Source organism: Pseudophaeobacter leonis (genome assembly GCF_002087335.1).
Taxonomy (GTDB): domain Bacteria; phylum Pseudomonadota; class Alphaproteobacteria; order Rhodobacterales; family Rhodobacteraceae; genus Pseudophaeobacter; species Pseudophaeobacter leonis.
Window position 1 is genome coordinate 40649 of sequence record NZ_MWVJ01000116.1, and the last position, 22324, is coordinate 62972.

General features: G+C 50.0%; 15 protein-coding genes and 1 tRNA gene. 8 read left to right on the forward strand and 8 right to left on the reverse strand.

Annotated features, from left to right (window positions below; translation table 11 throughout):
* Positions 1-430 precede the first annotated feature (430 nt).
* Together B4968_RS21625 and B4968_RS21630 are read left to right on the forward strand one after the other, a co-directional pair.
* Positions 431-504, forward strand: a tRNA-Cys gene (locus B4968_RS21625).
* 62 nt (positions 505-566) lie between these two features.
* Positions 567-2084: a DUF6538 domain-containing protein gene (locus B4968_RS21630; RefSeq protein ID WP_139792968.1), complete on the forward strand. Its 1518-nt coding sequence runs from the start codon at positions 567-569 to the stop codon at positions 2082-2084.
* Between the two features lie 247 nt (positions 2085-2331).
* On the opposite strand, the gene B4968_RS21635 is transcribed toward B4968_RS21630, so the two are convergent.
* Together B4968_RS21635 and B4968_RS21640 are read right to left on the reverse strand one after the other, a co-directional pair.
* Positions 2332-3006, reverse strand: coding sequence for a hypothetical protein (locus B4968_RS21635; protein WP_139792969.1), 675 nt, complete (start codon positions 3004-3006; stop codon positions 2332-2334).
* A 142-nt stretch (positions 3007-3148) separates the two neighbouring features.
* A complete protein-coding gene (locus B4968_RS21640; protein WP_161492636.1) occupies positions 3149-5809 on the reverse strand; it encodes an AAA family ATPase in 2661 nt (886 codons plus the stop codon).
* A 297-nt stretch (positions 5810-6106) separates the two neighbouring features.
* Between B4968_RS21640 and B4968_RS21645 the strand changes: the two genes are divergently transcribed.
* Positions 6107-6661 carry a recombinase family protein gene (locus B4968_RS21645; RefSeq protein ID WP_083101273.1) on the forward strand — a complete coding sequence of 185 codons (555 nt, stop codon included), beginning with the start codon at positions 6107-6109 and terminating at the stop codon, positions 6659-6661.
* A 200-nt stretch (positions 6662-6861) separates the two neighbouring features.
* Here B4968_RS21645 and B4968_RS23360 read toward each other — a convergent pair whose 3' ends face one another.
* The 3 genes from B4968_RS23360 to B4968_RS25460 form a co-directional block, all read right to left on the reverse strand.
* A complete protein-coding gene (locus B4968_RS23360) occupies positions 6862-7488 on the reverse strand; it encodes a hypothetical protein (RefSeq protein ID WP_139792970.1) in 627 nt (208 codons plus the stop codon).
* A gap of 1071 nt (positions 7489-8559) precedes the next feature.
* Positions 8560-9717: a DNA/RNA helicase domain-containing protein gene (locus tag B4968_RS23875; protein WP_277620979.1), complete on the reverse strand. Its 1158-nt coding sequence runs from the start codon at positions 9715-9717 to the stop codon at positions 8560-8562.
* A 5-nt stretch (positions 9718-9722) separates the two neighbouring features.
* Positions 9723-10550 (reverse strand): DNA/RNA helicase domain-containing protein, encoded by an 828-nt coding sequence (locus B4968_RS25460; RefSeq protein WP_206601129.1) that lies wholly within the window; start codon positions 10548-10550, stop codon positions 9723-9725.
* A 43-nt stretch (positions 10551-10593) separates the two neighbouring features.
* Between B4968_RS25460 and B4968_RS26330 the strand changes: the two genes are divergently transcribed.
* On the forward strand, positions 10594-10854 hold the full coding sequence (locus B4968_RS26330; RefSeq protein WP_420916588.1) for a hypothetical protein: 261 nt from the start codon (positions 10594-10596) through the stop codon (positions 10852-10854).
* Between the two features lie 257 nt (positions 10855-11111).
* On the opposite strand, the gene B4968_RS21655 is transcribed toward B4968_RS26330, so the two are convergent.
* The 3 genes from B4968_RS21655 to B4968_RS21665 all read right to left on the reverse strand — a co-directional run bounded on the left by B4968_RS21655 (position 11112) and on the right by B4968_RS21665 (position 15720).
* Positions 11112-11291, reverse strand: coding sequence for a hypothetical protein (locus tag B4968_RS21655; protein WP_241525920.1), 180 nt, complete (start codon positions 11289-11291; stop codon positions 11112-11114).
* A gap of 308 nt (positions 11292-11599) precedes the next feature.
* On the reverse strand, positions 11600-12328 hold the full coding sequence (locus tag B4968_RS21660) for a class I SAM-dependent methyltransferase (RefSeq protein ID WP_083101274.1): 729 nt from the start codon (positions 12326-12328) through the stop codon (positions 11600-11602).
* 608 nt (positions 12329-12936) lie between these two features.
* Positions 12937-15720, reverse strand: coding sequence for a calcium-binding protein (locus B4968_RS21665; RefSeq protein WP_083101275.1), 2784 nt, complete (start codon positions 15718-15720; stop codon positions 12937-12939).
* A gap of 493 nt (positions 15721-16213) precedes the next feature.
* Between B4968_RS21665 and B4968_RS24990 the strand changes: the two genes are divergently transcribed.
* The 4 genes from B4968_RS24990 (at position 16214) to B4968_RS21680 (ending at position 22177) form a co-directional block, all read left to right on the forward strand.
* Complete coding sequence (locus B4968_RS24990) at positions 16214-16843, forward strand: site-specific integrase (RefSeq protein WP_241525921.1); 630 nt, start codon at positions 16214-16216, stop codon at positions 16841-16843.
* Positions 16844-16846: 3 nt separating this feature from the next.
* Positions 16847-17224, forward strand: a complete 378-nt coding sequence (locus tag B4968_RS24995; protein WP_241525922.1) for a tyrosine-type recombinase/integrase — start codon at positions 16847-16849, stop codon at positions 17222-17224.
* A gap of 1066 nt (positions 17225-18290) precedes the next feature.
* On the forward strand, positions 18291-19583 hold the full coding sequence (locus B4968_RS21675) for a pentapeptide repeat-containing protein (RefSeq protein WP_161492637.1): 1293 nt from the start codon (positions 18291-18293) through the stop codon (positions 19581-19583).
* A gap of 728 nt (positions 19584-20311) precedes the next feature.
* On the forward strand, positions 20312-22177 hold the full coding sequence (locus B4968_RS21680; protein ID WP_139792971.1) for an ion transporter: 1866 nt from the start codon (positions 20312-20314) through the stop codon (positions 22175-22177).
* Positions 22178-22324 lie beyond the last annotated feature (147 nt).

The window sequence follows — 22324 nt, forward strand, 5'->3', positions numbered from 1 at the left end:
TTCCCGTCCGGCGTGGCCCAGGTTATCGGCGATGCTTTCGGCCCTGTTGAGCTGCATTCATTTATGTCGCAACAAAAACTCACACTGTGCCTGACCTGTGAGATACCAGGCTTGTGAGCAGGCATGACAAGGCAGCAGGAGCAACCCAACACTGCATAAGGTCCGGTGCGATGTTTTACGACAGGGCACGGAGTCGACAGCTGTTTTCCTGAATAGAGCGTGACAAACATGCTGCCCCACTGCTGGTAACTGTCAAAGAATAAACACCTCTCAGCATTTCACCCGCATTGAACGCCAAAATGGGCACAGGATCAGGTTCATGTATTTTCGGTCTGGATTGTCATTTTGCCTCTTGCGAACACAAAGGAACACAAATAAACACCCCCTAGACTGTGTGGCAGGACACCACGTGCCACAGATTGGGTCAAAAGGCGAGTTGGCGGAGTGGTGACGTAGCGGATTGCAAATCCGCGTACACCGGTTCGATTCCGGTACTCGCCTCCACTATCTCCTAAGCGTTCAAGATCATTGAAAAACAGGAAGATAGCTGTAAAGTGGACACTAAGTTGGACACTAAATCGGCCATTACATTGGAATACCATCCGAGCTCTTTGATCCTAGTTAAGCGCAAGTTTGCAGTCTCCGTGACTGTGCCCAAACCGTTGGAGCACCTATTCAAACAGAAGCAAATTCGCAGGAGTACTGGGACTTCGGATCTGAAGCTTGCGGAACGCAAACAACACGCTATCGCTCAAGAAATCTACCAACTGTTCGATGTTGAGGCGCGCAAGGAAGCCTCACGCAAGGCGCTTAAAGAGCACCGCGCTAAAAAGAAGAAGGAAGAGCGTTACTACGACATCATGCAAACCTTGGTGGACACGGCTGTAGACGCATTGTCCGACGGGTCAGGTGAAGTACGTCCTCATAATATTCGGCATGAGTTCCGCCACGACACCCCTTGGAGAAGTCAGCTTCTCCATATGATTGAAAGTGTTGCCAGGGAAGCATCATGGGGCGGTGGCTTCATACTATCTAAGCCAACCGAAACTCATCGCGACCTTCAACCAGTTGCCGAAGCCTTTTTTCAAGAAGACCTACAAATTTTTGTTGATCAGTTCAGGGAACCCGAAGACCAGTTCGCTACCATTTTGGCTAGTTCGTCATCAGAAGATAGTGCTGGTATTCCTGCGCAAAGAGCTAGCGATACCTCGTTAAGCAAACTTCTTGACTGCTACCTTTCCGCCAAAAAGTGGGAAAGTCGTAAGATAAAGTCAAAGACCGCAGCTGAGCGGCAAATCAAGACGTTCATTAAATCGTCGAGGGACCCATGTGTTACCGAAGTTAAGAAATCCATGGCGTACGACCTAGCCTGGGAATTGGAATCTGACGGGAAGTCCAACTCTTTGATCAGGAGCACTATAAGCGCAGTATCAGCGATGCTTACTTGGTGCGAGCAGGAAGGAACTATTGCCGCAAACCCGTTGGCACACCTGAACCTCAGCGATTTTGGAACTAAAACAAAGCACTATAAACCCTTCGAACCCACTCAGCTTCACGCACTGTTCGCAATGAAAATGCCCGAGCAAGAGCGCCTTCTTCTAGAAATACTTGTTACAACCGGGATGAGGTTGGACGAAGCCGCCCTATTGACATGGGATCAAGTTAAAGAGCTGAACGAAATAAGGTACTTCGATCTGTCAGATGCCATCGTAAAAAACAAAGCGTCCGCGCGCCTCGTCGCACTGCCCGACTGCCTTACCCTTCCACCACGCGGTTCAGGACGCCTATTTGACTACACCTTAGATGCCGACGGAAAAGCCAGCAACCGAGCGTCACGCGTTCTTGGTGAGTTCATCAAAAAAGTACCAAACAAACACAAGAGCCAGGTTCTTCACTCATTGCGGGGTACGCTTAAGGACCTCCTGCGCGATGCTGGAGTTTCAAAGGAGACGAACGATTTTATCACCGGACACTCCGGATCTGACGTGGCAAGCACCTATGGATCGGGGCCATCTCTTAAGGTCAAATACGAAGCTGTAAACAAGGTTCAGCACCCATGGCTAGCACCCAGGAAAGGAAGTTAACCCTGAACACAATACGAAAGCGAACTCTACGGGAAGCAGTTCGGCAGCCTGCCGGGAGCGGTCATGGAAATGGCTGCGAGCGCCACACGTGCTGCCCGTGCGAAATACTCTAGCCCTCTTGCCGAAAGTAGACATGCCTTCGCCCTGGCTCACTACGTCCCATGCTGCGGGCAGCACTAGAGGCAACGAGAAGCGGTATCACGACCATTGCAAACTGGCAGGAATGCCCAACTGTGTGAAACCGGCCTTAGGAGCTTTCGTTGATCCGGAACAAGGCGTCAGCAAGCTTACGACGGTCGATTTGGACCTGACTCTCATCTTTCAGTGTGACAAACCAATACATCGAACCGGTAAAGTGGTTCATTCGTCCGTATCCCGGCGCTTCCGCGACGAGCCCTCTCGTTTTGGGTATCTCGTGCTTTGCAAGTGTCACCCTTAGCGCCTCAGCTTCGCGAAAAATCGGTTCCGAAAAGTCCCAAAATTCGCGCACGGAAGCAATAAAGGCGCAATCAGTGACTTGCTCGAGATGGAGGGAGTGCCAAGTTGGCGCATTCTTGACCATACGCTCTTTTTCTTTCGCCGCCTCGACTATTTCACTTAGAGTTGTCGTGCGACCTTCTTCATCAATTGCTGCCACTTTCTCGGCAGCTTCGATGATTTGTTTTGCCCGCTGGCGCCATGTGCGCAAAAACTCGTAGACACTGAAAATCCACATTTGGCTAAGTGCGGAAAGGGGCAACAAAATATCTGTTGGGGTGCGCTCTCGCTCAATAAACGCTTGAGCCGCTTCGCTTTCAATTCCTCTGAGAACTGTGAAATCGACTATTGCGATATTTCTGACTTGCATGCCGAACCACAGATCGTCGCACAGAGGGATTGTGCTAGACCACCTCATGAGATTGAATTCGTTCTCTGTTACCATTGAAATCTCCGAAGGCAGGTTGGAGTGTTTAAGGCACTTCTCATCTTTGGTCGCCACCGCTGCCTTCAGCTTTAGGAGGTTCCTTCTAGCTGGGGCAGAATCTACATTATGGCGAGGGGTTTCGCGGGGGCAGGTCACCAGACTACACAAGTATCGCCTTTTCGGGAGCCTCCAACACCTTCCTTCTCTTCCTTAATGCGGTAACATGTGCTTTGTGTGTACTCTGAAAGCCCTTCAGAACCTGAAGGTCTTCTGTCATCTCATCTGGAGACGGTAGCGGAATATCTCTCGCTGCCGCCATATCGTGACCTGAACGCTCGGATGCCTTAGTCATCGCGGAATAGATCGTTTTGTACATATCGTCAGTAACTTCGACGTCGCGTAGCCTGCCAGTTTGGACCCTTGGATCAAAGCGGGCAACAGTCTTAGCAAGCACAAGCTCCTCAACTGCACGTTCCCATGTTTCACGAAGGTCGGAGTAGAAATCCCCTACTCTTCGGCGATACTGATCCGTATTTCGGTCGTCGAATTGGCGAAGTTCCTTGAGTCGCTTTTCCAATGGAGGCATCCTCCCTCTCACGTCCGCAATCCACGGCTCGCTATCCTCAGAAATGACGCCAAACCCTTCTGCAAGGGTCTTCGTCACAACGCTTTTGATTAAGGGGGCACTGCTTCCGGAAATCTCTGCTTCACCAACGACTTCGTTAAAGAAAACGATATTGTGCGTGAAGATGATTACTTGGCGCCCTTTGCGCGCTTCCGCAACTAATCTCTGCGCGACTTGCCGAATTCGCTTGTGGTCCAAAGAAGAAACAGGATCATCCAAAAGAATGCCATATTCGACATTTTCATCCCCAATCTCAGCCAAAAAGCACGCCAGAGCCAATGCGCGCTGCTCCCCCTCAGAAAGAATTTTCTGCGACTTTGCCTTTTGCACACTTTGAAGCCCAACAGAGAAAAGACTTTGGCCACCTGAGCTGGTATCTGAAACTTCCAGAGGTAAATGAGTAAGGTCCAATGCCTTAATCTCGCGGGCTATTCTGTCCTGGAGCTCGGCTGTGACCAACTTTTTGCGAAGTGCAGTTATCTGGGTCGCAATAGGGAGTGACGCCACAAGCGTTAAGCAAGCTTCACGCTCCTTGATCAACGAAAGATCACGCTGCCGCTGCAAGACGGTCTCCCAATCGTTCGCGAGTTTGGTGCGATCTTTCAGGTTGGCGAGCTGTTTACGCTTTTTGTCGAGAACTTCACTATGCAAAGCTTGTTTCTCAAACTCAGCGGCTTCTTCTGCAAGGGCGCTCAGCTCCGTCGAAATTGACTGTATCAAGTGGGAGAGGTCGGGCTGCTGAGTGAGCGATATTTCTGTTGACAATAGGCTTGCACGGCGTTGGGCAAGAGCATCGAGCGCAGCGGCAATTTTCTTGACGATCTCTTTTCGCTCAACCGTATCTTTAGAATATTCAACGAGCGCGTCACGTACAGTATCCGCTTGAGGAAGCTTTGCTGCCTCAATGCTCGAAACAACCTCGTCTAGCGCCTTTCGTGCCAAATCTGCTCGCTTGCTTGCCTCCCCAGCAACAAAGTCATTGAAACGTTTAATGCGAGCAGATCCTGCTATCGAAAGTGGCTCCTGGCACAACATGCAGTGATCGCCTACGTGCTCGGGCAGCCGTTCAGTAATAGGCTCGTGCCCGTTCGTAACAAATTCACGGGCAGCGTCGAACATAATTCTCCACACATGTTCTCCCACGTTCGGCAGAACCTCACCAGTAAACTGCATTTTCGCAGCGAGACGAGCAGCGTTGCTTGCGTCTTGCAGTTCGATACGGGCTTTGCCGAGTCGTTGTTCGACTTCGTCGGAGTATGCCGCTAAGCATTCCTCAAACCTCTGGTTGGCACGTTCGAGGAGAGGGATGGCGCGGCGTCTGACATCGGCCATCGCGACAGGATCGGATGACAGTTCCCTTTCCAGAGTGGAAAGAGTTTCCTGTTCCTTGTCCGAGAGCTTTGAAAGGGACTCTAGCTGGGCCTCAGTTGGCAGAACTGATGCCTTAGGATTCAGTTTTCTGAGCATGATGCTGACATCTGAATCTGGCGTGTAGCCTGCAGGGAGGGCCGCCCTCACTCTTTCAGTCAGCTCTTTGATCCGCTGCCTGAGCATACCCTCAATGCGCTTGCAGACTTCACCATGGTGCTCCAAGATCGCCAACTCTGTCGGCAGGTAAGCAATCTTATTTCCTCGGTCGACGTAAAGTCGCGCATTGTGACTATCGAAAACAGATACCTGCCGAAGGACCGGCGGTGGGGGGGTACTGGGGTCCCATTCGATTGTGGTAAGGTCTTCGTCACCAACACAGTATTTGACTATTTCACGTTTCGGACCCTCGAATTCAGAGTATATGTTCCCTCGCAGCTCATCGGTTTCAAGGCTTCGACATAGGCGCTTCGCAATGCGTGTATAGCCACTTTTTCCACTGCCATTCTCCCCATAGATCAAGGTAATTCCACTTGGCGAAAATCTGAGTTTTTGATCATTCGCCAAGCGATCAATGTTTTGGACAGGTCCGATTTGGGTTAGTACCGTTCGAGGTTTGTCTGTCTCTATGCCATAAATGTGCTCCGATTGAAGAGAGATCACGTTCGCTACGGCACCTCGGATTCCGGCGGCGGCTTTGACGTTTTCACATATCGCTTTGAAATCGGTTTCGATGACCGCGTGATCTGATGTATCAGCTATACGACGTAGACTGTCACCAACCCACGGCTCTTGCTCTTCAGCCCAATCCAGAAGACTCTTTACCAAAGCTCTCTCCTTTTTTGGGGTAGGCTGCGCTCTGCAGCCCCAGATTGCAAGACCCTCTGCTTTGGTTCGCGGCGCTGCGCGCATGATGTACTTTCTGATCGAGCTGAAAGGCTGAATTTGCTAACTACGCTCCTTACGCTGAACCGACATCAGGCAAGGCACGAGTGTCACGGTTGGCTCTACCCAATCGATACACTCCAAGAATTTCATTTCAGTGTGTTTTTAAGGCCGGTATTTGACAAAAAATACGAATCCATTTAGACTTTAGAGGCAAAAAACACTACATAGCAGGTTTCAATGAAGATAGGTTACAAACGCGTCTCAACACTCGACCAGAACCTAGATCGCCAGGACTTGGGTGAGGTAGACAAACTTTTCGAAGAGAAGATTTCGGGGAAGTCGTCAGCAGATCGGCCATCGTTGAACTCGTTGATCGAATTTTCTCGACAAGGCGATGAGGTTCTTGTGCATTCAATCGACCGCCTCGCACGTGATCTTCGGGACCTTCAAGAAATAGTCCAGGTACTGAACGACAAAAAGGTGAGCGTAAAGTTTCTTTCCGAAAATCTGACTTTTTCAAGCGATCAGTACGACGCACTTGCTAATCTACAACTGCAAATGATGGGCGCTTTTGCCGAATTCGAACGCAACATGATCCGCAAGCGTCAAGCCGAAGGGATCGCAAAGGCCAAGCAACGCGGCGTCTATAAGGGGCGGAAGGCATCAATAGATCCAACCATCATCCAGAAACTGGCCGCACAAGGCAAAGGTGCAACAAATATCGCAACAGAGTTGGGGGTTAGCCGGGCATCCGTTTACCGGCTGTTAAAGAACCAAGAGATGGGGTCATAATCTTTATCGATCTGTAGTAAGTTGACCCCGTTGCCACCTTTAGGTGTCGATCATTAGAAGAGCCTGGATAGGCAACTGGAGAACGAGAACATTTTGACGTTGTCTTCTCTAAAAACAACTTATTCATGCAAAAACTCAACCAACCTCAGACAGCGAGGTTTCGCTTCTTTCTTTCCTAAATCCGTTAAACTCTTATTCGATTACTTTCCGACACCACATAAAGGCATTTCTCCGCCCTGACTGTTATAGAGACGCTCATGTAGAAGCGACTGATTGAATGGGTAAGTCGGGTTTCTAAAGAACTTTGAGGAGTATCCCACAATCCTTGTAAGATCTTCTTTTGTTTCAATATTCAGGCATTTTAGACTTCGTATCCGACGATTTAGATCAGGTCTATTTATGATCCAGAAATCATTCGTCCTGGCTTGATTAAACTTCTCATCAGTCTCTGGATGGATGAGCAGCACAGAGTGAACATGCGGCAAGGAAAGAGTGTCTCTGCCACCTCTTCGAGTGCCTGGAAAATCAAAAAAATCAATAGATACTGGCTGTTTATAACGATTTTTGGGTTTCATGTATCTTGAAACGGTGGCCCCCATAATTCTCATAAACAAACATTTCTGTCTGCCCTCAACATATTCCAGCCGTTTGTTCGGACACATAATCAAAGAAGTTTCATTGTAGACAGATGTTAGAAAGTAGAGTTTCGGATTCATGTAGCCACCGTTAGGTTGGCTTATACTCATCCGATCACTTATTTGTTGAATTTGGTTTTCAATTATTGATACAAATCGCCCTTCTTCCCCAATTTCATTTAAAAATTTCATTTATCTCATTTATTCTCCCTATTGTGTTATTATAAGATGCAACTATACATTACGCTCTCCAAGGAGGCAGAGCGAGGAAATTTTATAGATGGTATCGGATGAGTTCTCTCGCTTCGCCATAAAGGCTGGTCGATTGATCCGCGAGAGGGTAATAAATACCATATCCAATAAGAAATTGCAACCTCATTTCAAAATTTTTAGGCACACCATATGACTAAAGAAAGCAGAAATGGGTCATGATCTAACAGTGACATATGTGAAAAATAGGCCGCGTCACTTATGCTCGGAGGTGCAACTAGTCAAGTTGCCGCAACTAACTATATTTATGCAAAAAAACTTTGAACCTCACCCATTTTTTGGATTTTTTTTCATTTCCCTCCACGTTTCCAACTTGATGTGAACATCAAGTACAACGCAAAAAATGGAACCCCAATTAGAAACACAGAAAAAACTTCCAGCGAAATAAGACTGGAAGCCACAAGTATAAAAGGATAGCCAATCACAAAAAGACACCCCATAGGAGAGTTGCTTGTATATTTTGACCCGCAATGTTTGCAGACCGTAGCCCCCGATTGAATTTCTTCCTTACAGAAAGGACAAGCGCTTTTTTTCTTACTCATATCTGACGCACCATTATTATCTGCATTTGTTGATCCAATTTTGCCAATGAACAGATAGACTGAGATAAGGGCAAACTGCTATCCGACCGAAACAAACTCCAAAAAATCCGTTAACAACTTCTTTTCATATAACTCAATACACTTAATGTAGTAACCTGCATCTTACTGCGCCAAGTGGTGATGGCCTGGTATATGTATCCCACAAGTACCCTATCTGGGCTATCTAGAGCGGCACCACGTCGTTAAGACCGGCTTCTAAAAACCTGAGTTCAGCCCCAAACCTTGGCTGAATCTGTATCAAATGAATCAACCTACAAGAACAATTGAGTTTAGACTGCAATCCAGAAATGTGACCAACATTTTCTCGGATTTTTTGATTGGATTCACTGGAAGTGATAGCCATAACGACAGACAAAGAGATGAGTGACCTTCCCATACCCTAGTCGGTACATTATGCCGTGAATGACATACTAGGCTCAACATGCACCGGATTTGTTGGCACACCACAGTCGACAAGAAATTGATACGTTCCATTGTAGAATTCAGGTAGTCGTGTGGGGTCGCTCTGGTCTCCTTCAGGTACGAATATGACCATCCCTTGCCTAGCCCTTGTCAGTAGGACACGGTATGAATTGAGCAGAAAGAGTTGCCGGTCTTTTGCATTTATTGATTGCCACTTACTGCCCCTGAAAGCGTTATGTTCCCAACGACTGTCGACGTATCGAAGGTTGCAATCCCAGCACACGCCAGCCCAATCGACTTCGAGTCCCTGCACGTAAAATTCTGTAGCAACATCTTCCAAATAGTAAGAAGAACGTACATCAGACTTATCGTTTAGATACCAACTTTCTGTGTCAATTGGCGACTTAATGTGTATTCCCTCAGGCCGGAGTCTATGGGCTCCCGATGATGCCACTAGTCCTGTTCGTTCACTTCCTCTGGCTACCGACCGAAGCCAAGATTTCGCTTCATTGAGATTTCGCGTCACCCAGACTGGGTACCTGGGCAGAAGTTCGGCAAGGGTTTTTGCTGCTTCACCTGAATTGCAGTCAAGTAGTTGGGACACGAAAGACGACAATCTTTCCGCTCGAAATGACCTCATCGAAACCGCCAAGTGTAGATCGGAATGAAGTATAATTGTGGGCTCTTTAAGAAGCTCAACAGCCTTTGGGTCGATCGTGTAATGGCGATCACCCAGCAACGCAGATCCATGTATCTCCCAGTCTGGGAAACCCGTTTTCAAAGCGCTGAGCCACTCAAGCAGTCCGGCTTCTCCTGTATTGATTTCCTGGCCACCACCGATCAAGCAGACGATTGTGCACCAATCTTTGTGGCGGTCCATGACGCCAATAAGAAATTCCGGTTCAGATTGACAGAAGCTTGTCAGCCCCCGTCTTGTTTGCATAAATTTTGAGGCTTGCTCACGGGTCCATGCCCGTTGCGCTTCATCGAAAACAACAACTTTTTCAAATGGTTCGGATGGATCACGGAGATATTCATCCCTGAAATGATGAATATTTTGTACAAAGCTACGAACCTCCCGTGAAGCATCTGTCTTCTTAGAGTCCGTTCTGGCAGCTTGATCCCGTGCCAGTGCTTCACGTAACACTGTTACTAGAGGTCCATTTCCGGACAAAAATACAGCGTGTTCATCCTCGTGACCCTCTGCTCGCTAGTAGCAATGTTAAGACCCGCTAGAGTTTTCCCCGCTCCTGGAACACCTGTAACAAAGCAGATTGATTTTCGACCTTCACGCTTGGACGCTTCAATGATCTCAGAGATGAGCCTGGAAGTTGACTGCAAATTCTTTGCACCTGCATCAGACCTGGATATCTCTTCTACATCATGTTTTTGATAGAGAGCCTGCGCCGCCTGGATTATCGTTGGCGTCGGGTGATAACCACTTGCTTGCCAATCATCGCAATCGATAGCCATCCCCTCCGATTGATTGGCGACCTTCAACAGCGTAACGCTAATTTCAGTTGAACCAAGAAGCAAAGGTGTGGCGACACAGTCTGCTGCAAAGTCGACTTCAGTCCGATCGCTTTTAGCATTCGTCGCAACCAAGATCGGTACGATATGAACGTTATGACTTCCAAGGTGGAAGTTTTTCAAATCAAGAGCATAATCGTGGACCTGGTCAATAGCATGTCGATCAAATGTCGTTGAGCCCACCTTGAACTCGATGACAAATATGGTGTCTGATAGAATTACAACACAGTCAGCTCGCTTCCCCATACGCGGAATAATAAGTTCGAAAAATAGATGCCCATGTAGAAGGCCCAAGAATTGGTCCTGCAAAATGCGAATTTGTTCGCACCAGGCTTTTCGTTGCTGGTGTTCCAGCTCGTGATGATGTCTCAAGGTCAGCTTTCCTAAGATGGCCTCGGGCGCTTCATTCACGAAATCTGGAATAGACGAGTTATAATATGCATCTGACATAAATGACTTTCTGCTCAATTTCTCACGGGGGACATTGACCGCTGTGGTCCTGAAGATCAACGAAAGGCTGAGTGACTTCCCGCTCAATCTGCTGCGTCTATGTCAGCAATGCCCACGGTTGTCTTGCCACACGTTGCCAGATTTTCAACTGGCCAAACATGATCTCAATCCGACTACGTCTTTTGTGGCAGCGCATGTCATGCTTGATAGTTGGATCGCGCGTTTCGCGGTCAACCAAGTCGCTCCCGCAACTTCATCTTCCGCTGGCTATCAACCTAAAGTCACAAGAATCGACGCGGAATAAGTTTTACTTCCGGAGACCTCGCAACCCACCCCCTGAAGTCCTTGGCACAGTTGGAAGAGCGATTTGAACATATTTGCCCCACTAACATGGACACTAACCATGAGTCTCAAATAGCGATTAAGCAATTGAAACTTAAAGATTTATCAGAATCGCGACGGTTCCGGTACTCGCCTCCAATACTTTCAATGACTTAGCATCTAGCGTTCTCATTGGGGTATCACCTTTGGTATCATGTTTACGTTCTGGTCTCGCTCTGTTCATCTGCGTTTTGCCGCTGCTTGGCTGGCACGCATGATTTGCCTCGCCTCCCCTGCATATTTCTGAATCATTGCTTTGGTGGTGTGTCCGCTAAAGCTGGCAATTTCATCATCAGAGCCATCTGCCCATGCCAACTCCATCACGCCGCGATAGCGCAGCGCGTGTTGATCGAAGGCCATAAGACCCAGTCGCATTCGCTCTCGCACCATGACACGAGCCATCGCGTGGTAGTGCATCGGCGAGCCATCAGCCCGGATCAGAATAAAATGGATGGCTCAGGATATGATGGATGACCCAGGACGCGGTATACACGCCGCACAGTGTCCTTCATCTGACTGCGCACATGATCAATGGATCAATGCAGGCACGTCGGCGCGAGGGTCTCTTAGTCACCATCGATGGCCCTCCGGTTTCCTAGTCATAGGCGCGGACAACTTTTTTGGGGGAGGCTCAAGACGTCAGTGGGAATCCCTTTTGTCAACATGGCCTAGCCATCATCTTTGTTCGCGAAAACGGATTTCCTCCCTCTTCCTGACAGAACTTTGCGCGATCCGAGCAGCTTGCCATTTTGTATCGTCAAGGACATGGGGGCTTCTTTTTCTTTTTCTTTTTCGAACACGCAAATGCTGTCGTAAAAGCGCACACTGTGCAGCTCTTGGGCGATTGGATCAAAAGGAAAAAGGTCATCCTGGTCCGTATACCAAGAGTGCATGCGGTCTACGATGCGCTTGGAATACTCGATAAAGCTTGCCTCGTTTCGGTAGCCGCCTCCAAAGCCAGGCCAGTAAGAGGTATGCACGTCTTCCACCATGTAAACACCCTGATGGTTCAAACTGGGCCACAAATGTTCGAATGTAAAAATTTGATGGTTACACAAATGACTGCCGTCGTCCAAAATGACATCAAACGGACCATGCGTGTTGATCAGTTCTTTCAGGAACTCAGGATCAGCCTGGCTCCCAATTTTTACAGTCGTACCCTCGATTTCATGGGCTTTGCAGCTCGGGTCGATGTCTATGAAAACCAGCCCAGAGCCCTCGGCAAAGAACTCACGCCACATTGGCAGCGAACCACCTTGAAACACGCCAATTTCAAGAAATTTTATGGGGCTTTGGCGAAAACGGGTGAGTTCTCTGTAGTATATGTCAAAGTAGTGCGCCCATTTGGTCATCACCTTGTCGCCAGTTTTTGGCAGGTAGTCGTTAAAAAATTCCATTTCAAACTCTGTTCTTTAAGGGCTGGGCCAGCCAGGAGGATAAGGCAATCAATACGCGCGCCTGCATGGACTTGCAAAGATTCAGTATTGGGGCTGATCGCGAGAAATCAGCGTTGAGACCTGCCCTTTGGCAGCTGGTCCTGTGTCGTAGCCCTTGGCCTGCGTGATCTGTGCCCGCGCTTTTTTCCCGCGAGATTTCTTTTCGGGGAAAGGGTTTCAATATTGAACTATTCGTGGGCCTGGACCTGTCTCGAGAGAGTATCGGGATCTGCGTCCTGTCGTCTCATGGCAAGGTGGTCAAAGAAACGACATCCCCTGGTGAACCGGCGGATCTGATCGCTCTGTTGCCGTCATTGGCTGGAACGACTGAATGTATCGGTCTTGCAGCTGGCGCCTTGTCCCAAGGGCTCTACCGTCATCATACCGATGCCAGAGGTTTGCAATGGCCCTGATGAAGACACGTCAGGTCAAAGGGGCGTTGAGGTCCATGCCGATCAAGGCTGCCTCGGGTTGGTGATCCTTACTGTCGCGCTCTGCACCCATGCAGATTGAACGAAAAGGGCTCCGAAATCGAAGCCCTTTCCTTTGTCCATGAAGAGATCAAATGTCTAGACCAGGAGGATATCCCCCTCCAGTCCGGCAGTCGAGGACACACCGACAAGCAAAAACTCATTGCCGCCGCCGAAATCGAACACAACATCAGATCCTGACACAGCAGCGTAAGTCGATGTCACCTGTGCTGCGGTCAGTCCACCACCCCACAGATCCTCGTTTAGCGAAAGGGTGTCTGTTCCGGAAAGGAAATCGTTTACCGTATCGTTCCCGAAGCCGGTGTTGAAAGCGAAGACATCCGCTCCAAGGCCACCAGTCAGATCATCATCCCCGGTGCCACCCCAGAGTTTGTCGTTGCCGTTGCCTCCGTCAAGGGTGTCATTTGCATCACCGCCACCCAACAAGTCGGCGCCGTCCATGCCCTGGATCTTGTCGGCTCCGTCCAATCCCCAAAGACGGTCATCGTCAGCGCCGCCCCAGATCCGATCCGCACCGTCACCACCGTTTATGGTGTCGTTGCCGATACCACCGCCGAGCAGGTCGTCGCCAGCATCGCCCAGGATATAGTCGAAACCAGTCAGACCCCAGACGTTGTCATCGCCGACACCGCCTGAAACCCAGTCGTTGCCGTCGCCAGCATTGATAGTGTCGTTGCCTTCTTGACCTTGAACGGAATCCGCTCCTTCACCAGCCATGACGTTATCGTCGCCTTCCAGCGCCATAATCGTGTCATTGCCTGCAAAGCCCGCCATGTAATCGGCATTTGGTGTGCCGACCAAGAAATCGTTCCCAGCTCCCCCAAAAGAGGGATAGGCGGATTGAGTCGAGGTGAAGAAACTCTCGGCACCGAGAGCCTCTGTCACACCGTTGAGCGTCACGATGAGCTTCCCGTCGACAGAAATCTCCAGATTTCCGCCATTGCTGACCTGTCCGATATTGGTCGATTCCATCGCGGTATCGAGTTCAATGATGTCCGCTCCAACCCCGACAAGCCCGACCACGTCTTCACCAGCAGTAAAGTCGAGGATCGTGCTGTCATTGAAGGTTGCTCCGGGATATCCGCCATAAGAGACAACGAACAAGTCAGAACCTGCGCCGCCGCTGAAAGCATTGCCGCCCTGTCCGACAAGATAGTCGGCAGAGTCAGAACCCGCGATGGCTACGTTTTCATCACTGACCGTCAGTTTATCGTAGCTCATGATCAACTCGGTATTGTACAGAGTCGCCGGTTTGATGTCGCCTTTCACGTAGAATGCGGCATCAAAATTTCCTGTCATGTTCAGGCCTTCGCTGGCGCTGCCGACGTTATTCATGTAGCCCGCGCTGAGCGACAGTGGCGAAACATCGGTTGCCCAATCGAGCAGATTGATAACTGTCAGGGTGTCAGCACCAACCTCATATTTTTGATCACCCTGGGTGGTAGGTGGCGACTGGCTTGGGTCATTGGGGATGACAACGCTCGGCAGATCCTGACCGTATTTGTCAGGCTGCAAACGCCAGCGTGGCCCCATAGTGTAGCCTCCCGAACCATCAGGGATGGCGGTGAAAGGTTCACGGTCCAGGGTGGTGTAGTAGGCGTTGGTATAGCCCTCCAAGAGGTCTGGGGACGCGGCACCAATATCAGCCAGCAAGGTTCCGGCCACATCATCCGGGATCGCGGTATCCAGCAGAATGGTTCCGGCGGGATAGAACGAGCCATCGCCGGCATAGTAGTCGTCCGTCGACACCAGGTTGCCGGATACTGAATCCACTGTGAACGAGGGCAGAACGCCGATCGCGGCTTCGTTCTCAAAGTTTTCGGGTCGTATCTGATCGTTGGGGTTATTGGTGATCGTGTGCGATGTCGCCAATTCTGCAGCGGTGATCTGATAAAGAGGACGCAATCCAGTGGCAGGATCAACCTGCGACCAGTCATCGGGCAGCGGAATCTCCACCTCAATGCGAATATCGTTGGGCTTTTTGATGGTGTTGCCCCACCGGTAGAGCAGCTTTCCGTCGTCTTTTACCGTCACGGAATAGTCGTCACCATATGCGATGTCTTTGGTGACAGAACTTTCGTTGGGTGCCATGAGATCGACGAGTCCGGCATCTCCTCCGTAGCCATTAAGGCCCTGATCAATGATGTCCCAGGTGCCATCCTCGCCGATATCGACGGCGGCCACCTCGAGCCCATCAATAACCACCGTCCCGGTCTGGTAGGTTTCGGCGGCGCCATCCCGGTCGAAATCCATAGACAAGCCGGTTGTGGGCGTGCCGAGTTCCTTGTGCTCAAAGGCCTCTTCCAACGCTTCAGTCATCTCGTAGGCGTAAAAGTCGTTAAGCGGCCCGGCGACACCACCGTCGAAGTCAACCAAGCGCAGATCGTCATCCAATGGGTAGAGAGCATCAGGATCTTCAGGAAACTTCTGGCCGACCAGAACCTCTTGCATAACCGAGTAGTGTTCGGGCGATGCCTTGACCGTGTTCCCGCCCAAACCGGACAGCCAAGTTCCCAAAACAGCCGGTGTCTGGAACGTGTCCGTGGGAGCATCGGACACAACGAGGCCAATATGTTCGCCGCCCTCTCCCGACAAATCGCCAGCCCAACCTTCGGTGTAGCTGCCATCGATTTCTTTTTCTTCAGCACCCACGAAGTCGGTAACGTGGTAACCAAACTCACTATCAATCGGGAAAAGGTCCGTACCTCCCTTTGTGACCTTGGGGTCTGCGCTCCAGTCGATGATCGACGGAGTGTCTGAAACGGACGTGCCGTCGAAAGTGCCGACAATGTCGGATGTACTGAAAGTATGTGTTACAGTATAATCCGGGTTTGTATTCTGAACGACATCTGGATCACTCATTTCTTTCCTCCATCTGAAATATGCGGTCACAAGTATCCAAGCAGGAATGCTTGAAGTTGGCTACAAAAAGCTGATGCGCAACCGAATGACTCGTGCCTATTACACAACTGATACGAACTTGTCCTTGGGCGACCAGAGCCGCATTGATCTGAGTCAAACTTGCCTGGCATTTGAATGATCACCCCATTTGAGTGGTCCATTTTGAAGGCCAGTACTGGGCGGCGCTTTCTGATGAGCGGGTCCTAATGGGAGGTCGCGATGCGCCTTTGTCTGCTTTGCTTGGTGTCACTGCTGGGCGCTTGTATGGGGCGGGGGAGTAATCCTATCCCATCGACGCCCAGAGTGCCGACCGATTTGTTGACACCTTGCGCTGGATACACCGGGCCGGTGCCGACAGCTGAGGGACAACGGTCACGGGTAGTCTTGAAAGATGGAGAGTATCCGACCTTGAGACGGTGTTGAGCGGTGATGCAATGAACGAAGATGATTTCACATGGTAAAGAAAAACGCCAAGCCCTACCTCGCCTGCATCCGTCGCTCTGGGAGAGACTATTGGTATTTTCGGCGAGGAGACACCCGGATCAGGCTTCCAGACGACCCAGACAGCCCAGAGTTTGATCGGGCCTATTGGGAAATCAGAACAGGCAGAGCCAAGAAGACAGCAAAGACGACATTCGAGGCGATTATCGTCAGCTACTACCAGACCCCGCGCTTCATGCGATTGAAGGATGGAACAAAAGCAGAGTATCGCCGCACGCTCGAATTGATCCGAGAAAAAAATGGCACCAAGGATTTCACAAAATTGCGTCGCCGGGACGTAATCTCAGCCCGTGATCAATATGCAGACCAATGGCGCAAAGCGAATGCAATGGTTGAACAGATATCGATCCTGGCTCGCCATGCTATAGATCTTGAGTGGATCACAGCAAACCCTGCACAGGGCGTTGAAAAGCTCAAAGGTGGCAGCTACGAAGCCTGGCCAGAAGCAAAACTCGCAGCCTACGAGCGCCACTGTGAAAAACATGGACTTTCAGTAGAGAGGACCATTTTTGAGCTCTGTATCGGGACCGGTCAGCGGATCGGCGATGTGGTTTCTATGGAGTGGGAGCAATTCCAGGGCTGATACATGGAAGTTGTGCAGGAAAAGACAGGAGTCCGTCTGTCCATTTTCTGCCCAGAGCGCCTGCAATCCTATCTCGCGCAGGTGCCCAGAGCGGGCAGGCATATTCTTGCAAAGAACCTCACTCAGCATTTGAGCAAGCGCCGGCCGCAGTTTCTTGTGTCCGAAATACGAGAGACGATTTCAGCCAGGGCCTACGTGATTCACGGCTGGCGCTACACAGCAGCCAAGGAACTAGCTGAGGCGGGCTGTTCAGACACAGAGATACAATCAGTAACCGGGCACAAATCTCTCGAGATGGTCAAGAAGTACCGCCAGCAGGCTGGCCAGAAGCAGCTTTCAAAGACTGCGCAGCTGCGACGGAACAGAACAAAAACGGAATAGGAACAAAAACCAAAGTGTAAAAAGAAGTGTAAAACTTCAAAAACACCTTCGAAAATTCGCCAAGCTAGGAGCTGAATTTTCCGTTTGAAATCAAGGTGGTGCGGGTGAAGGGACTCGAACCCCCACGCCTCGCGGCGCCAGAACCTAAATTTAGCGAATATCCAGTAAAAACAACACGAAGACTATGAAAGTTTGGCAGAACGCAACAAAAACAAAGAGAGAAAGCGCCAAACCGCACAAACAAGAAATTTCAGGAGATGCAGTATGCGACTAGTGCATATTGCACCCCATTGAGCGCAAGACCTCCGGCTCAATGGCTGGGCCCTCCGGATCAAATCAGATTTATCTGCTTGAAGACTTGAACAGAAACATTTCTTAGCTTGGATGTCGGCTATGTGCAGATAGCGACATTTGCAAAGTTAGCCTTTCGGCCTGAAAACACAGCCTGTGACCGCTGTGCAGCCCCCTGAGAAGCGGACATGAATGTGAGATGTGGCGAAATTTGGGGTTGGAGGGCGCTGTGCGACAGCGCGAACCTTGCGCGCCAGGTCATGAATGGCAGCAAATGCATCATGATCGACAAGCAAACCTTAGACGTGTTTCGGAAGGGGGGGCGATCATGGCCACTTCCAAAAAACACGGTCGCCAGTAATTGCAAAGGAACATCTTGGGAGAATTGGCATTTGGGTGAGTCTTTTCGTTTAGCTCAGCCCAGTCGGCTAGCTCAGCCCAGTCGGCATGGCACTGCCGTAAGCAGAATGTCTCATCACCAAACCATCTAAGACCAGAATTCACGATGGGCGACTGCTCGCCCGAATTATTCAAGTAGGCTGTTGACGCAGCATGCTTATCCCGTAGGGATTGTGGTCAACGGATAGATGGTGAAAAAATGTCCAACGACGGTAGACGAAGCGGGTTCTTGGGTTGGCTCGGGATATCAGATACACCCGATTGGCGGACAGCACGCCCATTGGGACATCTTATCGGTGCATTGTTAACGTTCGCAGTTCCTTTGCTATTCGCCTCTGCGATAGTCGCTGCGTTTGCAGTAATCTGGCATACTATCATGCTGGGTGTCACAAGCGCGAGTGAGGGGGTCAACCTTGGCGCTGGTGCCTTGATCGCAGCCCTACTCGGTTCGCCCTTTTTGATCTGGTCCACATTTTTGAAACACCAAACCGTTCGCTACCAAAAAGAAGGTCATATAACTGACCGGATCAGCAAAGCAGTCGAACAGCTAGGGGTGGAAAAAGCCGTTGAGCGAATTGGACGCCCAGTAACAATTTGGACCGGTAAGGTGGAGCGTATCAACTACGACGAAGATCGGGCCCAAGATTTTTTCAACAAGCCACTCACGAAACTTTCGCCGCGTGAGTGGTGTCAAAGATGGGACGAACGTACAGAAGAAGTTGACGAAGGGTACAGGATAACTGTGTCGACATGGCCGGATGAGAGGACGGTCATCGAGTGGCAAGGTGATGGTGTAAAACTAAAGGTGAATGAGGCTGTTGGGGTCGAAAGCCCATGGCAAGTTTTTAAAGAAACCGCGCCCAATATTGAAGTTCGGATCGGTGCTATTCTATCCTTGGAACGTATCGCACAGGATAGCACTCGATTCGACAGCGGACATGATCATGTTCGGGCTATGGAAATTCTTTGTGCTTATGTGCGTGAAAACGTTTCGACCCCGTTGTTGGAACCAGAATACGACGAAGAAGGACCATTTACACCGCGAACCGATGTTCAAATTGCAATTGATGTAATTAAGCGTCGGAGCGAAGAGCAAATCGATATCGAAGCTTCACGGAAGTACCGCCTTGATTTGCGACGGTGTGATTTTCGTGGTTTTAATTTAGCACACGGATCGTTTCGTGGTGCGATACTTGCTCAATGCCGGTTTGAATTTTCAAACTTACAGTTTTCAGATTTCTCGGGTGCTCGTTTCGATCGATCTGTATTGAACTACATTGATTGTGCTCATTCGAAGTTTATTGGTGCTGACATGCGCCGTTGCCGCATTAATAAACCGGAACCAGTTGCGGGAGGACACATCTCAAGCATCAATATGGGCGAACTCATGGGGCTCTCACTTATCGCCTCAAACATTCCGTCAGTTGAATATTTGGGCGAAAAACCAGTCACCTTTGGTACCAAAGATACGATATTGCATTGGGAACTTAATGAACACCGCGAGAAGATTGTTAGGAAGCGCAGGAGACGATCTGACGAGGGTACTGAACAAAGCGATACCCCTTTCGCAAGCTGGTCACCTTATGATGCATCAGATTTGTCGACAGGCCAACTTTTCGCAAAGTTTCGAAGTTCTTTAGCGCTCACCGGCTGGCCTTACGAAGACTAAAGAGGTTAAGCAGATGTCACAGGCGGCTTCCCCATATGTAATGGTTCACGCAATGGAACGGGCAATGGATCATTTTTCAGCAATTGGCCAATTGGGCTCTCCGTGGACTTTGCTGCTTTCGCTCAATCCGGTCATGTTGAAGGTCCGCTTCGTCGTGTGCCTTCGCGCCTGCGGCGAGAACTCACTCCCCGCCGTCTCCTTGTGATCGGAACGTCTCCTTTGGGCTGGCTGCCGTCATCTAGCGGCTGGGAACTAGTGCGGAAACGCTGCGACCCTGCTGCCGCACCGCCGCATGTCCGTTTCGAGCCCAACTTGACTGATGCTGCGGGTTACACGAATGTCCGCTAACAAAGGACCGCCAAAAATCTTCAACACTGCTTGAGTTTTGAATGGGGGTTTTGACGGTCGAAAATTGAGCGTTTTTAGCTGCCTCCAAATATGGGTAGCGATAACCGTATTATCGCGCTATCAAAACAACAATGTTTGCGTAATGTCTCGCAAACTCGGTGCGTATGCATGTGTCAATGTTTTATTTCGCAATATGGATCCGTTTTATTGAAGAAATTTTTTTCCGACAACATCGAAGCGCTTCTGAGGGCACTTGAAACCGTAGATCAAAAAATCGTCCTGAACGCGCCCGACCGTCCTCTAGTCCCTGTATTTTGGAGAAGATTCGAATCCAAGGTCACAATACCGCAAAGCCGGATGAGTTAACTTGGTTCGATTCAATGATGAACCAGATCGTCCTTGGCTCGCTACTCTTGTTGGGACTTGAGCTAGTGCTCGATTCATTTGCCCTGCAGTTTGCCGCGCTTAACCTCATCATCTTGGGATTTTTCATCTTCGAGTTTTGCGTGCGTCTAAACTTTAGGCGGTTTCGATACCTGCGCACATGGGGTCTTGTTGATTTCCCGGTTATTTTGCTCGAGACACTGTTATTGTGGCAGGTTTTTCTAGTCTATTTTGCCCTGCCTCCAAGTGCCGTTGTCTCGCTTACCGGCGCTGGTTTCGATCACGCGCTACTACAGAAACCAGCCGAGGCCTATCCAGATTGGCTTGAGCAATTGGCTCTTTGGAAAGGATTGCGTTTATTGCGTCTTTTGCGCGTCTTCAAGCTCGCCCGCGACGTGGCTCGCAGGCAAAAGGTCTGGGCCCGCCGTATTTCGGCAGTCGCAGCATATTTCCGGGCTTTTCTGGAAGCGCTCGTGATCATGGCGGGTGTGTTGCTCGTTATGGTAATATTTACGAAGTTCGCTACAGATCAAGACCCTCAAGAACTGTTGCGCACGCTAAGCCGAAATGTGATTGCACGCTTAAGGGCGGATCAGGATACTGGCGTTGAAAATTCGGAAGTCCTAAACGCAATCTATCAAGTCGCCGCCGTTCTGGCAGGTATGATCATTATCACGTTTTTTACACAGCTGCTCTTGCCGATCGCACGTCGTATTCAGGCCACCAAAGACGAAGAGAAACAAGAGAGGGGGAAAACCGATCATGTGGTCATTGCTGTGGCGGACGATGATGCTGTTGGCCTCGTTGAAGAAGCGCTTGAGGTCTGGGGCGTTAATGTTGGACGGGAAGTGGTATTATTGGTGCCAGACGGGACGGATTTGGACGATCCTATCCATCCAAAATGTACGCCCGATATAATACGCGGGTCAGTCCATTCACGGGGCAGTTGGCTGGCGGTGGACGCAAGCGGGGCGAGTCAGATCTTGATCTTATCGACGGACGAAATTGACCCGGCCAGCCTGTCCGTTTTCCTGCCCCGTTTCGAGGAGCATGGGGTCGGCAAAAGCGTTGTGATCCTTTCGCGCAGATCCAGCGAAGGGTACCGATCCACAACCGACAGTTCTGGTGTGCGCTTTGCCTGCTTAAGTCTGGAATCTTTGGTCGACGCGATTGAGGCAAACGTCACGGATGTCAGCTCGATCCAGTACAGGTTTGTTAAGCAAATCAACGAAAAACTAGCCGCAGACTCAAGTATCTTCAGCGCGACCGCACAAGAGACGATCGTGCAGGCCGAACGGATCGCCAAAAAAACCAAGGCGCACCTCAAAAAATCTCTTGGGGCAGCGAAGATCAACTGCAGGGCGCAGAACGGCATCGTGCTGATCGAGCTTGAAAATGATCCGTCCGAAATGGAGGAGGGTGCGCTTATTGCCTCCCTTCAATCTTACTTGGTCAGCGAGGGAACGTTCACCCAGACATATGTTTTTGTGGACGCACTTCATTTGGTAGGGCTAAACTCCCAGATTGACGATGCGCTCTCGTTGTTCATTGTCCCCATAGAGCTTTTGGTTATGTATGCTGTATATCACGAGACGATTTGCCCACATATCGCAAAAGGGTGGTTGCTGCCTCCGATGGCTTTGGAAGATCTGACTGATGTGCAGAAAGTCCCGTCTCCGTTTCCGCGGGTTACGTATCGCAACCGGTCCGAATTACGCAGTGCAATGCTCGATGAATATCCCGAAATCGTTATTCTGGGGCTGATGTCGACCAACAATGCAGGTGATTTCAAAGGCTATTTAACCGACAAACTCGATACTCGAAAAATCTTCAAGGAAGATCTCATAGTTGCAGTTCTTTAGATTCCGCCGCCAATGATGAGAGATCGGAATGGTGTCGGCAGTATGCGTGAAAGCTGAACTGCTCTTGTCCAAATAACGTAAGCAGCCATTGGCGCAAGTGCAGCGAAAGTCGGCTCCGTCCTGCGGTTTCAACGGGTCGCTGCAACA

Bases quoted from the DNA above. Each gene is read 5' to 3' on its own strand.
- B4968_RS21635 (WP_139792969.1), bottom strand. From the start codon at position 3,006: ATGGTAACAGAGAACGAATTCAATCTCATGAGGTGGTCTAGCACAATC.
- B4968_RS21645 (WP_083101273.1), top strand. From the start codon at position 6,107: ATGAAGATAGGTTACAAACGCGTCTCAACACTCGACCAGAACCTAGAT.
- B4968_RS23360 (WP_139792970.1), bottom strand. From the start codon at position 7,488: ATGAAATTTTTAAATGAAATTGGGGAAGAAGGGCGATTTGTATCAATA.
- B4968_RS25460 (WP_206601129.1), bottom strand. From the start codon at position 10,550: ATGTCAGATGCATATTATAACTCGTCTATTCCAGATTTCGTGAATGAA.
- B4968_RS21655 (WP_241525920.1), bottom strand. From the start codon at position 11,291: ATGGCCTTCGATCAACACGCGCTGCGCTATCGCGGCGTGATGGAGTTG.
- B4968_RS21660 (WP_083101274.1), bottom strand. From the start codon at position 12,328: ATGGAATTTTTTAACGACTACCTGCCAAAAACTGGCGACAAGGTGATG.
- B4968_RS21665 (WP_083101275.1), bottom strand. From the start codon at position 15,720: ATGAGTGATCCAGATGTCGTTCAGAATACAAACCCGGATTATACTGTA.
- B4968_RS24990 (WP_241525921.1), top strand. From the start codon at position 16,214: ATGGTAAAGAAAAACGCCAAGCCCTACCTCGCCTGCATCCGTCGCTCT.
- B4968_RS24995 (WP_241525922.1), top strand. From the start codon at position 16,847: ATGGAAGTTGTGCAGGAAAAGACAGGAGTCCGTCTGTCCATTTTCTGC.
- B4968_RS21675 (WP_161492637.1), top strand. From the start codon at position 18,291: ATGCTGGGTGTCACAAGCGCGAGTGAGGGGGTCAACCTTGGCGCTGGT.
- B4968_RS21680 (WP_139792971.1), top strand. From the start codon at position 20,312: ATGATGAACCAGATCGTCCTTGGCTCGCTACTCTTGTTGGGACTTGAG.